This window comes from Luteimonas sp. A649 (assembly GCF_054072735.1).
Genome location: NZ_JBSVRQ010000001.1, coordinates 1376522 through 1391231 on the forward strand (window position 1 = coordinate 1376522; position 14710 = coordinate 1391231).

The 14710-nt window shown below is 70.3% G+C and carries 8 protein-coding genes; 1 reads left to right on the forward strand and 7 read right to left on the reverse strand.

Going from position 1 to position 14710, the window contains the following annotated elements:
- The 3 genes from ACW5E8_RS06420 to mtnA all read right to left on the reverse strand — a co-directional run bounded on the left by ACW5E8_RS06420 (position 1) and on the right by mtnA (position 9051).
- Positions 1 to 4932, reverse strand: coding sequence for an alpha-2-macroglobulin family protein (locus ACW5E8_RS06420; protein WP_456964641.1), 4932 nt, complete (start codon positions 4930 to 4932; stop codon positions 1 to 3).
- Positions 4933 to 5104: 172 nt separating this feature from the next.
- Complete coding sequence (gyrA, locus tag ACW5E8_RS06425) at positions 5105 to 7828, reverse strand: DNA gyrase subunit A (protein WP_456964642.1); 2724 nt, start codon at positions 7826 to 7828, stop codon at positions 5105 to 5107.
- Positions 7829 to 7974: 146 nt separating this feature from the next.
- Complete coding sequence (mtnA, locus tag ACW5E8_RS06430) at positions 7975 to 9051, reverse strand: S-methyl-5-thioribose-1-phosphate isomerase (protein WP_456964643.1); 1077 nt, start codon at positions 9049 to 9051, stop codon at positions 7975 to 7977.
- A 70-nt stretch (positions 9052 to 9121) separates the two neighbouring features.
- Here mtnA and ACW5E8_RS06435 point away from each other — a divergent pair, with 70 nt between their 5' ends.
- Positions 9122 to 9955 carry a CPBP family intramembrane glutamic endopeptidase gene (locus tag ACW5E8_RS06435; RefSeq protein WP_456964644.1) on the forward strand — a complete coding sequence of 278 codons (834 nt, stop codon included), beginning with the start codon at positions 9122 to 9124 and terminating at the stop codon, positions 9953 to 9955.
- Here ACW5E8_RS06435 and epmA read toward each other — a convergent pair.
- The 4 genes from epmA to zipA all read right to left on the reverse strand — a co-directional run bounded on the left by epmA (position 9934) and on the right by zipA (position 14708).
- Positions 9934 to 10884, reverse strand: coding sequence for an EF-P lysine aminoacylase EpmA (gene epmA / locus ACW5E8_RS06440; protein ID WP_456964645.1), 951 nt, complete (start codon positions 10882 to 10884; stop codon positions 9934 to 9936). The genes ACW5E8_RS06435 and epmA overlap by 22 nt on opposite strands.
- Positions 10881 to 11360 carry an N-acetyltransferase family protein gene (locus ACW5E8_RS06445; RefSeq protein WP_456964646.1) on the reverse strand — a complete coding sequence of 160 codons (480 nt, stop codon included), beginning with the start codon at positions 11358 to 11360 and terminating at the stop codon, positions 10881 to 10883. Before ACW5E8_RS06445 ends, epmA begins: the two co-directional genes overlap by 4 nt.
- Positions 11357 to 13723: an NAD-dependent DNA ligase LigA gene (gene ligA / locus ACW5E8_RS06450; RefSeq protein ID WP_456965257.1), complete on the reverse strand. Its 2367-nt coding sequence runs from the start codon at positions 13721 to 13723 to the stop codon at positions 11357 to 11359. Before ligA ends, ACW5E8_RS06445 begins: the two co-directional genes overlap by 4 nt.
- A gap of 229 nt (positions 13724 to 13952) precedes the next feature.
- Positions 13953 to 14708: a cell division protein ZipA gene (zipA, locus tag ACW5E8_RS06455; protein WP_456964647.1), complete on the reverse strand. Its 756-nt coding sequence runs from the start codon at positions 14706 to 14708 to the stop codon at positions 13953 to 13955.
- Positions 14709 to 14710: the final 2 nt, after the last annotated feature.

Genomic DNA, 14710 nt, shown 5'->3' on the forward strand with positions numbered 1-14710 from the left:
TCACGGCTGCACCACCGTCATGCGCGCCGGCTGCGCGCGGCCGACGCCGCGCAGCTCCGGGCGGTACATGTCTTCCACCAGCGGCGGCGGCACGGTGTATTCGCCGGGCGTGACCGCGCGCACGAGGTAGAACACGTCGGCGGCACGGCCCGCATCCAGGCGCAGGGCGGCGACGTAGCGGTCGTCGCGGAACTCCTCGTGCAGCAGGTCGGCAGCGTGGCCGCGTTCGTTGAGATGGATACCCCCCACGACCACGTCGGCCCAGGCCGAGGCGTCGCCGAGATTCATGTTCTCGACCTCGAGTCCCGCCGGCAGCAGGTCGGTCAGCAGCGCGTCGGGCATGGCGCGGTCGGCGGTCACCGTGACCCGCACCACCAGAGCCTCGCCCTCGCGCAGCGCACGCGGTGCCCAGGGCTTGCCGTCGGTGGTGTACCAGCTGCGCTCCACCTTCAGCACGCTGTCATCGGGCGTGGGCGCGGTGCGCGGGATGCCGGCGACGTCCATGCTCGCGTACAGCGGCGGCTCGCCCGTCGGTGCAAGGCGGACGCCGGCCGCAAGGGCCTCGTAGCCGTAGCTGCGCGAGAAGCGACGCATCGGCTCCAGCGCCTCTTCCACGCCACCTTCGACCAGGGTGCCGCTGAAGCTGCGGCCGGGCGTGCCCGCAAGCGCGTGGCCCAGGCGCGCGAGCGCGGACTGCTCCTGGGTGCTCAGGTAGAACCAGCGTGCCTTGCGGCGGGCGTCGAGCTCGAGGCCGAGCGTGCGCAGGCCGCTGCTGCGCTGAGGCGTGGCCAGGTCGTGCTCCTGCACCAGGGCCTGCATCAGCGCGGCGTCGCGCAGCGGCGTGCCGAAGTCGCCCAGCCAGCCGGGGCGGTCGCCGCTCCACGCGAAGGCTTCGTCCAGCGCTTTGTTGCCGCGGGTCACGTCGCCCTGCAGCGCCAGCGCCAGGCCCAGGTGGGCCAGCGGCATGGCGCTGCGCGCGGACTTGCGCTCGCCGTCGTACAGCGCGCGCAGCGTGCCCAGCGGCGCGCGATCGAGGCGCGCCAGCACGTAGCCCGCGTGCGCCTTGTACGCCAGGCGCAGGTGGCTGCGGTTGTCGCGGCCGTAGAACTGCTCGCCGTCGGACAGCAGGTCTTCGGACATGCGCGACAGCGCCTTCTGCAACATCGCGTCGGGCACGTCGAAGCCACCGTCGCGCGCATCGAGCAGGAACTCCGCGATATACGGGGTCAGCATCGGCTCGGTGCGGCCGCTGCCGCCCCACATGGCGAAGTGGCCGGAGCCGGCCTGCAGCGCGGCCAGCCGCCCCAGCGCACTTTCCATGCGTCGCAGGCGGTCGTCAGCGGGGAGCGGCGACATGCCGTAGGCCTCGGCGGTGGGCGCGTCCAGCATCAGCGCCGCATAGCCCTTGCTCGCGGTCTGTTCCGCGCAGCCATAGGGATAGCGCAAGACCCCCTCGAGGGCGGCGGCAAAGGCGATCGGCGGCGTGGCGCTCAGGCCCAGGCGCGCGTTCACCGAAGACGGCAGCATGCCCTCGGCCAGCGCGGCTTCGAGCACCACCGGGGCCAGCGGATCCAGCACCAGGCTGCGCGAGCGCAGCACCTGTGGCCACGGCGCGCGCACCGGCAGGTCGTGGCTGCGATCGACCGCGACCCCGGGGCCGTCCACGCGCAAGCGGACCTTGGCGACCTCGTGCCCGTCGAGCGCACGCAGCGGGAAGGACAGGGTCGAACGTCCGTCGGCTGCGAGCTTCACCTCGCGCGTGCCCTCCTCCACCTGCAGCGGCCCGATGCCTTCCACGCGCACGCGGAAGTCGCCGGCCTTGCCGGTGAAGTTGCTCAGGTCGAGCGTCACCGTGGCGCGGTCGCCGGGCGCCATGACCCGCGGCATGCTGGCCTCGGCCACCAGCGGCGCGCGCACCAGCACTTCGGTGTCGCGGTTGCCGTAGCGGGCGTCGCTGAAGACCAGGGCGGACACGCGCAGGGTGCCGTTGAAATCGGGCAACGGGAACTCGACGGTGGCATTGCCCTGGCCGTCGAGCGTCACCGGACCCGAGAACAGATCCACCGTTTGCACGCGGGCGGTCGGCCGCCGCGCCTGCGGCAGCGCTTCGATGCCGGCGTCGCCGCCAAAGCGCAGTCGCGCAGTGCCGCCGTCCAGGCTTTCGATCACGCGCCCGTAGATGTCGTACGCGTCCACGCCCAGCCTGCGCTGGGCAAAGAAGTGGCGGTTGGCATCGGGTACCGGGTAGCGGGTGATGTTGAGGATGCCCACGTCCACCGCGGACACCGTCGCGCGTGCGGTCGTGCCCGCCAGCTCCGGCACCGCCAGGGTCACGCGCAGGGTCTCGGCGGGCTTGGACTGCTTCGGCACCGACAGCCCGACCGCCACGCGCCGGTCGTCGCGCGCCATCGGCACGTGGGCCACGCCCACCGCGCGCGCCGGCGTCACCTTGCTGGCGGCACTGCCGCCGCGGAACACCAGTGCGGTGACGTAGACATCGTGCCGCTCCCAGTCCTCGGTCACCGGGATGCGGAAGCTGCTGCCGGCCCTGGCGTCGATCGCCTGCACGTAGAGCAGCTTGTCGCTCTCCACCAGCAACAGGCCCTTGCCGGGGTGCGGCGGCGTGACCGTGACTTCCAGGGTGTCGCCGGCACGGTAGCCGGTGCGGTCGAGGGCCAGCTTGACCTTGTCGGGCCGCGCATCGAGGCCGCGGTTGTCGTCGTTCCAGCTCCAGCCGGCGTTGAAGGGATAGCGGGTGACGAGCCCGGTCTGCGGATCGCGGACCTCGACCCGGTACCCGCCCCACTCCACCGGGAAGTCCACGCGCAGTGCGGTGGATCCGGCATCCACGGTCCGGGTCTCCACCACTTCGAAGCGGCTGGTGTGGTTGTAGTTCCAGCCGCTGTCCTCGTCGAAGTTCCAGTGGTAGTCGCGGCGCTCGCGCACCAGCTTGAGCTCGAGGCCGGCCAGCGGCGCCGGCGTACCTTCCGCATCCACGCGGAGGATCTCGAAGCCGGCATTGGCGTTGGCGTCGCTGCCGTCCTTGTCGTCGAACAGCGGACGCACGCCGACCAGCGCCTCCGCGGGCCAGAGCACGCGCTGGAGGCTGCGGTTGACGGTGCGACCGCCGGTTTCGTACAGGCTGCCCGCGAGCACCACGGATACCGGCGTGTCTCCGCGCACCTCGGCGGGCAGCGGCAGTGCCTGCATCAGCGTGCCGGCGTCGTCGAGCGTCGCATCGACCACGTCGCTGGCCTCGCGCGGCAGCGACACCGTGGGATCACCGAAGAACCAGCCGGGTAGCGACACCACGGGGTGCTGCTCGACGGTGACCGCGAGCCGCGCCGTGAAGCGGTTGCCCGCCGCCGGTGCGCCGTACAGATAGGCACCCGTGACCTCCACGCGCAGCGGATCGCCCTTGGCCAGGCGGGCCTGGGCGCTGTCGAGTTCGAGCTTCATGCGCTCGGGCAGGAACTCCTCGATCCGCAGCGCCATGCCCTGCACCGCCTCCTTGCTGGCGGGATCGGTGCGGAACTCGACCTGCCAGCGCCCGGTAGGCGCCTCGACCGGAATCTCCTTCTCGAAGCGGTAGTAGCCTTGGGCGTCGGACTCGAGCCGCGATTCCACGAAGGTCTTGCCGTCGGGCTGCTTCAGCCGTGCGAACAGCGGCTGCGCCTTGCCGTCGGCCGCAGCCGGCACCGGCTTGCCGTCGGCGTCGCGCAGCAGCGCCGAGACGCGCACCGTTTCGCCCGGGCGATAGAGGTCGCGCCCGGACCAGGCGAAGACCTCGAACCAGGCCTGCCTGCGACCGGCGACCGCAAATTCCGACAGGTCCAGCGCAGGCTGGTTGAACGGCAGCATCGACACGTCGCTGCCGCGCGTGGCCACCAGCACCTGCGCGGCGTCGAGCCTGTGGTCGAGCACGGCGTTGCCGTTGCCGTCGGTCTCCGCCTTGAACACGGTGCCGCCGTCGTCGCCCAGGACGCGCAGCTCGACACCACCAAGCGCCCCGCCGCCCTGCAGCGATGCGGTATGCACGAACAGTTGGTCGGCATAGGCGCGCACGTGCAGGCCGATGTCGCTGACGGTGAAGAAGGCGGTGTCGTACATGCCATCGAAGCTGCCGGCGCGCTTCATGGTGGCGAAGTACAGCCCCGGCTGCTGCAGCTCGGCGATGTCCTGCAGCGGCAGGTAGGTCACCGCACGCTCGTTGCGCTGGCCACCGAGCACGAAGCGGTTGACGTAGACCGGCTCGGCCATGCGCGCAAGCGTGGGCCTGCCGCGGTAGCGGTTGTCCAGGTCCCAGTTGCTTCGGCGCCCGCCGCGCTGGTACTGGGAGAAGAAGCGGGACAGCTCGGAGTCGCGCACGCGCAGGAACTCGACGTCGACCTCTTCGACGTTCACCGACACCACCGGCAGCCCGCGCGACTCGCGTGCCGGCAGCACGCTGCCCTGCGAGGCGAAGCCGGCGGCGGGCTCGAGCTCGCCGGTGTAGACCTTCTGCTCGATGTCGCGGCCCAGGGTGCTGCCGTCGGCAGCGGTGAGCGCGGCGGAGATGCGCAGCGTGTACTCGCGGTCGGCCTGCGCGAAGGGGAAGCGCAGCACGCGGCCGTCGTCGTCCAGGCTCCAGCCGCTGTCGGCGGCCACCGGCTCGGCAAAGGTCAGGAGCGCGTCGAAGTCCTGGGTGCCGACCAGCGGCTGCGAGAATTCGACTGCCAGCGCGAGCGAGCCCTGCTCCTGGTCGGGCCACGCCCGCACCAGTCCGAATCCCTCGATTTCAGTCCGCTCGGCGACGATTGCTTCGCCGCTGGGCGCGGGCATCTGCCCGCCTTCGTTGCGCTTGCAGCCCACTGCCAGCAGCGCCAGCACCATCATTGCCGCGGCGCAGAGCCGCAGGCCGAGCGGACGCCCGATTCCATTCATTGCGTGCATGCCTTCCCTCCCGAGTCGCCGGCAGTATAAGCAGGGCCGGGCGTCGGGAAGGGCGGCGCCCGCCTTTGTAGGAGCAGCTATAGCTGCGATTGCCAGGTCAGGCCATCGCGGCTTTAGCCGCTCCCACGAAGGGAAGGGGTCGGGGGATCGCGGTGCTGCCGCTTGTGCCGACTCAGTCGGCTGCAGCTTCGCCGCTGCCACCTGCACCGGCATCGACGGCAGCGGTACCGGCCTCGGCATCGCTGTCGCCCTCGTCATCGTCGCTGCCGATCGAGCCGTCCACGCGCTCGATGGCCTGCAGGCGCTCACCCTCGCCGAGGCGGATCAGGGTCACGCCCTGGGTATTGCGGCTGACCACGGAGACCTCGGCGGCGCGCGTACGCACCAAGGTGCCGCCATCGGAGATCAGCAGCACCTCGTCCTCGCGGCTGAGCAGCACCGCGGCCACCAGCGGGCCGTTGCGCTCGGTGGTCTGGATGCCGATCACGCCCTGGGTGCCGCGACCCTTGCGCGGGTATTCCGCCAAGCGCGTGCGCTTGCCGTAGCCGTTGGCGGTGGCGGTCAGGACGTAGGCGTCCGGCTCGCCCTCGCGCTCGTCCTGGACGACCTCGGCGGTGCCGTCGACAACGACATCATCGTCCTCGGACTCGTCCAGGCTTTGCGCGGACTCGGCCACGATGAGGCCCACCACCGACTCGCCGTCGGCCAGGCGGATGCCCCGGACGCCGGTCGCGGTGCGACCCATGGCGCGCACGGCGCTTTCGTCGAAGCGCACGGCCTTGCCGTTGCTGGCGAACAGCATGATGTCGCGCGAACCGTCCGTCAGCTCGGCGCCGACGAGCGCGTCGCCGTCCTCGAGGTTGATCGCGATCTTGCCGCGCGCCAGGCGGTAGGCGAACTCGGTGAGCGGGGTCTTCTTGACGGTGCCGCGGCGCGTGGCGAAGAACACATACTGATCCTCGCGGTACTCGCGCACCGGCTGCACGGCCTGCACCTTCTCGCCCTCTTCCAGCGGCATCCAGTTGACCAGCGGGCGCCCGCGCGCGTTCGCGCCGGCCTCCGGCAGCTGGTGCACCGGCAGCCAGAACACGCGCCCGCGGCTGGTGAAGGCCAGCAGCGTGTCATGTGTATTGACCAGCCACAGCTGGGCGATGAAGTCCTCGTCGCGGGTGGCGGCGGCGTTGCGGCCACGGCCGCCGCGCTTCTGCGCGCGGTAGGCGCTGACCGGCTGGCGCTTGGCATAGCCGGCCTGCGACACGGTGACCACCACGTCCTCGGGCTCGATCAGGTCGAGGATGTCGAGGTCTTCCTCGCTGGCGCGGATCTCGCTGCGGCGCGCATCGCCGAACTCTTCCTTGACGTTGCGCAGCTCGGTGCGGATCACCTCCAGCAGCACGTCCGGATCCTCGAGGATCTCGATCAGGCCGCGGATGACGTCGAGCAGCAGCTTGTACTCCTCGGTCAGCTTCTCCTGCTCCAGCCCGGTCAGGCGGTGCAGGCGCATCTCGAGGATCTGCTGCGCCTGGATGTCGGTGAGCTGGTAGCCCGTGCCGCCATCGGCATGGACCAGCAGGCCGACGCCTTCGGGCAGGTCTTCCGGACGCGATGCCTCGGCGCCGGCGGCACCCAGCAGCGCGCCAACCAGGCCCGGCTGCCACAGGCGCGCGAGCATGCGCTCCTTGGCGACCTGCGGGTTGTCCGAGGTCTTGATCAGCTCGATCATCTCGTCGATGTTGGCGAGCGCGACCGTCAGGCCTTCCAGGATGTGCGCGCGGGCACGCGCCTTGCGCAGCTCGAAGATGGTCCGGCGGGTGACCACTTCGCGGCGGTGGCGCACGAAGGCCTCGAGGAAATCCTTGAGGTTCAGCAGCCTCGGGCGGCCGTCGACCAGCGCCACCATGTTGATGCCGAAGACCGACTCCATCTGGGTCTGCTGGTACAGGTTGTTCAGCACCACATCGGCGGAATCACCCCGCTTGATCTCGATGTAGATGCGCATGCCGTCCTTGTCGGACTCGTCTCGCAGCTCGCTGATGCCCTCGAGCTTCTTCTCCTTCACCAGCTCGGCGATCTTCTCGATCATCCGCGCCTTGTTCACCTGGTAGGGAATTTCGGTGACGATGATCGACTCACGGCCGTTGTCGGCGATCTCGATGTCGGCCTTGGCGCGCATGCGCACGCGGCCACGGCCGGTGCGGTAGCCGAGGTGGATGCCGCCGACGCCGTTGATGATGCCGCCGGTGGGGAAGTCAGGGCCCGGGATGTATTCCATCAGGCCGTCGATGTCGATGTCGGGGTTGTCGATCAGCGCGATCAGCGCGTCGACCACTTCGCCCAGGTTGTGCGGCGGGATGTTGGTCGCCATGCCGACCGCGATGCCGGCCGAGCCGTTGACCAGCAGGTTCGGGAACCGGGTCGGCATGACCGTCGGCTCCAGCTCCTTCTCGTCGTAGTTGGGCTGGAAATCGACCGTGTCCTTGTCGATGTCGGCCATCAGCTCGTGCGCGAGGCGCGACATGCGCGCCTCGGTGTAACGCATGGCCGCGGCGGAGTCGCCGTCGATGGAGCCGAAGTTGCCCTGCCCGTCGACCAGCATGTAGCGCAGCGAGAACGGCTGCGCCATGCGCACCAGGGTGTCGTATACCGACTGGTCGCCGTGCGGGTGGTACTTGCCGATCACGTCACCGACGATACGCGCCGACTTGTAGTAGGGCTTGTTGCTGTGCGCGCCGAGCTCGGTCATGGCGAACAGCACGCGCCGGTGCACCGGCTTGAGTCCGTCGCGGACGTCGGGGAGCGCGCGGCCCACGATCACGCTCATGGCGTAATCGAGGTAACTGCGGCGCATCTCGTCCTCGAGATTGACCGGGATGATTTCCTTGGCGAGCTCGGCCATTGCGACCCTTTGCAGTGATTCGGGAAGCCGCCGGAGGGCGCGCATGGGCAGGCCACGCACACACCTCGGCGGAACCCTAGGATTCTATCACAAAACGCGAGTCTTCAGGCGACCAATCCGACCTGAAATCAATGGCTTGCGTGCGCTCAGACGGTGGCGAACAGCGCCCGCATCGCATCTTCGCCTGGACGTTCCACGATCCCCTTCTCGGTGACGATCGCATCGATCAGTCCGGCAGGGGTCACGTCGAACACCGGGTTCCAGGCCTGCACGCCTTCGGCGACGGTGCGACTGCCCGCGGCGCCCAGCAGTTCGCCCGGATCACGTTCCTCGATCTCGATCAGGTCGCCCGATGCCGTCGCCATGTCGACCGTCGACGATGGCGCCACCACCATGAAGCGCACGCCGTGGTGGCGCGCGGCGATGGCCAGCTGGTAGGTGCCGATCTTGTTGGCGACGTCGCCATTGGCACAGATGCGGTCGGCGCCCACCACCACCCACTGCACATCGCCCCCTTTCATCAGGTGCGAGGCGGCGGCATCGGCGATCAGGGTGGCGTCGATGCCGTCCTGCTGCAGCTCCCACACCGTCAGCCGCGCGCCCTGGTTCCAGGGCCGGGTCTCGCCGGCGAACACACGGCCGACGCGCCCCTGCGCCACGCCGGCGCGGATCACGCCCAGTGCGGTGCCGAAGCCCGCGGTGGCCAGCGAGCCGGTGTTGCAATGGGTGAGCACGCCGCTGCCGGGCGCGATCAGCGAGGCGCCCAGCACGCCCATGGTGCGGTTGGCGGCCAGGTCCTCGGTCTCGATCGCACGTGCCTCGGCCTCGAGCGCGCCACGCCAGTCCACATCGCCATCACCGGCCTGCGCGCGCACGAGCGCGGCACGCATGCGCCCCAGCGCCCAGGCCAGGTTGACGGCCGTCGGACGCGCGGCGTTGAGACGCTGGAACGCGGGCTCCAGGCGTTCCGCGGCGTCGGCGGCGTCGCGCGCCTCGATCGCACGCCCTGCCAGCACCGCCCCCCACGCGGCGGCAATGCCGATCGCGGGCGCCCCGCGCACTGCCAGTCCGTGGATCGCTTCGGCGACGGCGTCGCTGTCGGTGCAGGTCACGTACCCGGTCGCGAACGGCAGCTTGCGCTGGTCGAGGAGTTCAAGCGCGTCGCCGGTCCAGCGGATCGGGCGGATGCGGTCGTAGCGGGCGTAATCGATGGCGGTGTCCATCCGCCAAGTTTACCGCCCCGCGCATCGCGGCCGATTCGCATGACAGCTGTCAGTACGAATGGCGCCGTGCATGCTCGACAATCGCGCCATGGACCTGCCCCGCCCCACCCGCACCCCCTGGATTCCGGCCGTGCTGCGCGTGGCGATACTGCTGTGCGTGATGGCGGCCTGCTGGCGCTTCGGGATGCCGCTCTCGACCGGTCGCGGCACCGGGGGCCACGTACTGCTCGGCTTGGCGCTCTCGGCCGTGGTGCTGGCCACGGTGCTGCTGCTTGCGCGCCGGGAGCGGCTGGCGGCACGCATGCTCGGCCATCACTCGGCGGGCGCGAATGCCCGGGCGTTCTTCCTCGGTATAGCGCTATGGACGCTGCCGGCCGCCATCGGACTGGCGCTGTGCACTGCAGCCGGTTGGACGACGGTCGCCGTGCACGCCTCCCCCACGGAAGTGCTCGCCGCGATCCCGGTTGCGGCGCTCGGCGTGTTCCTGGTCGAAGCGTTTCCCGAAGAACTCGTGTTCCGCGGCTACATCCAGGGACGGGTCGGCCGGACCCGTGCGGCCTGGGTCGCACTGCTGGTGCAGGCCGCACTGTTCATCGCCTTCGCGTGGGCGGTGGGTGCACTGGCGTCTCTCCAGCAGTGGATGTTCCTGCCCGGACTGGCGCTGATCCTGGGCTATGCCCGCGCCGTCGGTGGCAGCGTCTGGCTGGCCATGGGCGTGCATACCGCATGGATGACGGCCACGGCGCTCCTGCTTTCGCCGCAGCACGGCGTGGCCACGGTGGGAGGCGTGGAGACGCTGCAGTTCATCGCGTTCGCGCTGCTGCCGTCGGCCACCATCGGCACGGTGCTGGGCATCCGCGCCCCTGGGTTTTCGTGGCGCGCTCAGGCCTGCGCGAAGTCGTAGGCCAGCACGTCGGCGATGGCGCCGGTGCCGAGCATCGCCATCAGCAGGCGGTCGATGCCGAGGGCGACGCCGGCACTATCGGGCAGGCCCGCAGCCAGCGCCGCCAGCAGTGCTTCGTCGATCGGCGGCAGCACGTCACCGCGTGGTCGACGCACGCCGTGGTCGCGCGCGAAGCGTGCGCGCTGTTCGTCGGCGTCGGTGAGTTCGTGGTACCCGTTGGCCAGCTCCAGCGGGCCGAGGTAGAGCTCGAAGCGCTCGGCGACATCCACGCCATCGCGCCGCACGACCTTGGCCAGCGCGCACTGCGTGGCCGGATAGTCATGCATCGCCAACAGTTGGCCCGGCGGGAACGCCGGCTGGATGCGATGGGTCATCAGCAGGTCCAGCCAGTCGTCGCGGGTGAGGCCCTTCGGGTCGACCTGGCCGGGGAACGCCGCCTGCAGCTCGGCCAGGGACGCCGTCATCGGGTCGATGTCGAGCGCTTCGCGGTAGACCTCGCGGAACGAGACCTTGCGGAAGCCCGCCTCGCGCCCGACCAGCGCGAGGGCTGCGCGCACCAGTTCCGCGGTTTCATCGATCAACGGATCCAGCGTCCAGCCCACGCGATACCACTCGAGCATGGTGAACTCGGGGTTGTGGCGGCCGCCGGCCTCACCGTCGCGGAACACGCGGCCCAGCTCGTAGCAGTCACCGATGCCTTCGGCGAGCAGGCGCTTCATCGGGAATTCCGCGGACGTGCGCAGCCAGCGCGTGCGTGGCGCACCGTGGGTGCGGCCGCCGAACTCGACGGTGAACGAGGCGATGTTGGGATCGGTGTTGCCGCCGCGCGACATCACCGGGGTCTCGACTTCCAGCACGCCGCGGGCGTCGAAGAAGTCACGCACCAGCCGGTTCAGGCGCGCGCGCAGGCGCAGGGCGTCGTGGTTCACGCGTCCACCGGCGCGAGCGCGATGCTGAGGATGTCGCGATCGTCGTCGCGGAAGCCGGCGCGCAGGTACAGCGCCTTCGCACGCGGGTTGTGGCGATTGACTTCCAGGCGCGCGACCTCGGCACCGTGCTGGCGCGCCCAGTCGCACGCGCTTGCCAGCAGCGCTGCGCCCAGCCCGCGACCACGCGCGGCGGGCTCGACGTACAGCTCGTCGACCAGCACGTGGCGGCCGCCCTGCTCGATACTGAAGCACCACCCCAGCACCAGGTAACCCACGCAGGCGCCGTCGGCTTCGGCCAGCAGCACCGCGCCGAGCGAAGCGTCGGCGATCAGCTGCCCGAGCCCGCGGCGCACGCGGGATTCATCCAGCGGGATCCGGTCCTCGGCGTAGAAGCGACGCAGCATGTCGAGCATCCCGGGCAGGTCTTCCGGCCCCGCGGCGCGCAGCGACAGCGGTGCATCCGGCAGTCGGCTCATGCCTGCGCCCCGATGAAGGCCAGCAGTCGCGCCTCGTCCCAGACGTCGACGCCGAGTTCGGTGGCCTTGACCAGCTTCGAGCCGGCCTCGGCACCGGCGACGACGAAGCCGGTCTTCTTCGACACGCTGCCCGACACCTTGGCGCCGAGCGCCTCGAGCTTCTGCTTCGCCTCGTCGCGGCCCATCGATTCCAGCGTGCCCGTCAGCACCACGGTCACGCCTTCCAGCGGCCCCGCCGCCGCGGTGTCCTCGGGCAGCGCGGCCAGCAACTCCGCCTGCATCGCCGCCGCGGCCAGCAGCAGGCGCGCGTTGGCATCGACGGACAGCCACCCGGCCACGGCGGTCGCCGTGTCGTCGGGCAGGCCTGCCATCACGAAGTTGTGGCGCTCCTGGTCGAGCAGCCTCGCGGCATCCGGGAAGGCATCGGCCAGCTGCTTCGCCCGCAGGGGCGTGAGCCTGGGAATGCCCAGGTCGGCCAGCAGCGTCTGCAGGTCGAGACCTTCGCGCAGCTTCGGCGAAGGCGCCCGGGTATCGGTGATGTGCACGCCCGCGGCCAGCAGCCCGTCGATCACCGCCTGGTTCCCGGGCTGGTCCAGGAAGTGGCCGAGCGCGCGTGCGACTTCGTCGCCGATATCGGGCACGCGCTTGAACAGCGGCCACGGCGTCCGCCGGATGCGGTCGAGGTCGCCGAACGAGGCGGCAAGCGCCTTGGCCGTGCTCTCGCCCACGTGTTCGATGCCCAGCGCGAACAGGAAACGCTCGAGCGTGGTCTCCCGGCTGCGCTCGATCGCGGCCACGAGGTTTTCCGCCCACCTGGTCGCGACCTTCCCCGACTTCACCGTCTCCGGCGTGGTGCCATCGCGCTCGTCCGCGCGGCGCCGCATTTCAACGAAGTCGTCCACGCCAAGGCCATAGAGGTCGGCGATGCTCTTCGCGTAGTCGAAGTCCACCAGCGCCTGGATCAGCCGTTCGCCCAGGCCATCGATGTCCATTGCACGGCGCGACGCGAAATGGAACAAGCCCTGCACGCGCTGCGCCGGACACACGAGCTCGCCGCTGCAGCGCGCCACCACCTCACCCTCCTCGCGCACGATCTCGGAGCCGCAGACCGGGCAATGCTCCGGCATGCGCCAGGCGGTGGTGCCCTCCGGCCGACGCTCCGGGATCACCCGCAGCACTTCCGGAATGACGTCGCCCGCGCGGCGCACGATCACCGTGTCGCCCACGCGCACGTCGAGGCGCGCGACCTGGTCGGCGTTGTGCAGCGTCGCCCGGGTGACGGTCACGCCGCCCACGTGCACCGGCCGCATCAGCACCCAGGGCGTGACCGCACCTGTCCGGCCGACATTCACCTCGATCGCCTCGACGACGGTCGCCTCTTCCTGCGCAGGGAACTTGTGCGCGATCGCCCAGCGCGGCGCGCGCGAGACGAAGCCCAGGTCCGCCTGCAGCTCGTGGCTGTCGAGCTTGTAGACCACGCCATCGATGTCGTACGGCAGCCCATCGCGCGCCTCGCCGATGCGACGGTAGTAATCGAGCACGCCCGCCAGGCCCGTGGCGCACTCCACCAGCGGCGACACCGGCAGCCCCAGCCTACGCAGCCACGCGAGCACGCCCGAATGCGTGGCCGGAACGCGGACGCCCTTCACCTCGCCCAGCGAATAGGCGAAAAACGCCAGCGGCCGCTTCGCCGTGATCGCCGGATCGAGCTGCCGCAGCGACCCTGCCGCCCCGTTGCGCGGATTCGCCAAAGGCTTGGCCCCGTGCGCCAGCGCCCACTGGTTGTAAGCCTCGAAGCCCGCGCGCGGCATATAAACCTCCCCACGCACTTCAAGCACCTCCGGGATACCCGGGCCACCCGCTTCGCTGCCATCGTCCCGCAGCCGCAGCGGGATCGCCTTCACCGTGCGCAGATTGGCAGCGACATCCTCCCCCGACGCACCATCCCCACGGGTCGCCCCCCGCACGAACAGCCCATCCTCGTAACGCAGGCTGATCGCCAGCCCGTCGAACTTCGGCTCCACCGAAAACACCGGCATTTCGTCACCGGTCTCGCGCACGATACGGGCAACGAACTCCGCCACCTCCCCATCGCTGAAGGCATTGCCCAGCGACAGCATCGGCACCGTATGCCGGACCGTGGCGAACTTGCCCGAAGGCACGCCGCCCACGCGCAGCGTCGGCGAATCCGGTGTCTGCAGCGACGGATCGGCGGCTTCGAGCGCAACAAGCTCGCGCAGCAGCCGGTCGTACTCCGCATCCGGCAGCGCCGGATCGTCAACCACGTGGTAACGATGGTTGGCGTCGTCAATCAGCCGGCGCAGTTCGGCGGCGCGCTTCGGGGCGTTCTGTGGCATCCGCAGATTGTAAGACGGCCACGCGTTCCCGAGGCACCCGTCCATGCGTTGAGGCCAGTGCTCGCGCCGGCACTGCTCCTCCCGGCGGCCCGCGGCACAGCGCCGCAAGGCGGGTGGGCGGGTACGCAGTGGGCATAAAGACCACCACGTGGTCAGCCCACGGAGTACCCGCCCACCTGCCGTACCGCGCGCCTCCAAGGCACGCCCTTCCGCCTTTGGCGTTATCGCCCTCCGGCTACCAGTCCGGACTGCGCGTAATCGGCACATCCTGCTCGCGATCGTACGTGCGCAATTCCTCACGCAGGTGCGAGATCCGCTGGCGCCCGAGCGCATTGCGGTGCTCGTCCAACAGCACCCCGTCCAGCAGCTCCGCCATGCGCTCCGCCGTCGGCAGCATCGCATCCCACGCATCGAGCGCCGACACCGGCGCCGGCAGCGTCAGGAAGAACGCGATCGCCGGCGTCTCCAACGACTGGATCTCGGCCATCTCGAAGCTCCCGGGACGGCGGATGTTGGCCACGCTGAACACCGGCCCCCGCTCCGGATGTCCGTTGACCAGCCGATGGAACACGCTGAGATGACCATAGGTCAGCCCCGCCTTCTCGGCCGCCACCACGATGTCCGGGCCGCGCAGCACGTTGCCCGCGCGCGCCGCGATGTACAAGGTCACGATCTTGTCGAAGTCGTCGCTGACGCGCTGGCCATACTGGCTGACCGTCGCCCCCGCAGTCCCGCCGACGGCCCCGTCGAGCAGGTCCATCTCGCTCTGCACCGCTTCCTCGGCCGGAAACGCCTCGCCCTCGCCGAGTTCGCGCTCGAGCTGCGCGCCCAGGGTCGGCTCCATGCGCTCCTCGCGCACGGCGGACGCGGCCTTCGCCGGCACGCGGCGGCCCTGCGGGCTCCGCGGACGGGTGCCGAAGTACCAGATCGCCGCGAACAGCAGGACGCCCGCGACCAGGATCCCGATCCGCAGCAGCCAGGTATCGCTCATTC

What these genes read in the sequence shown, in the direction of transcription:
- ACW5E8_RS06420 (WP_456964641.1), bottom strand. Translation starts at nt 4,932, where the DNA reads ATGCACGCAATGAATGGAATCGGGCGTCCGCTCGGCCTGCGGCTCTGC.
- gyrA (WP_456964642.1), bottom strand. Translation starts at nt 7,828, where the DNA reads ATGGCCGAGCTCGCCAAGGAAATCATCCCGGTCAATCTCGAGGACGAG.
- mtnA (WP_456964643.1), bottom strand. Translation starts at nt 9,051, where the DNA reads ATGGACACCGCCATCGATTACGCCCGCTACGACCGCATCCGCCCGATC.
- ACW5E8_RS06435 (WP_456964644.1), top strand. Translation starts at nt 9,122, where the DNA reads ATGCTCGACAATCGCGCCATGGACCTGCCCCGCCCCACCCGCACCCCC.
- ACW5E8_RS06445 (WP_456964646.1), bottom strand. Translation starts at nt 11,360, where the DNA reads ATGAGCCGACTGCCGGATGCACCGCTGTCGCTGCGCGCCGCGGGGCCG.
- zipA (WP_456964647.1), bottom strand. Translation starts at nt 14,708, where the DNA reads ATGAGCGATACCTGGCTGCTGCGGATCGGGATCCTGGTCGCGGGCGTC.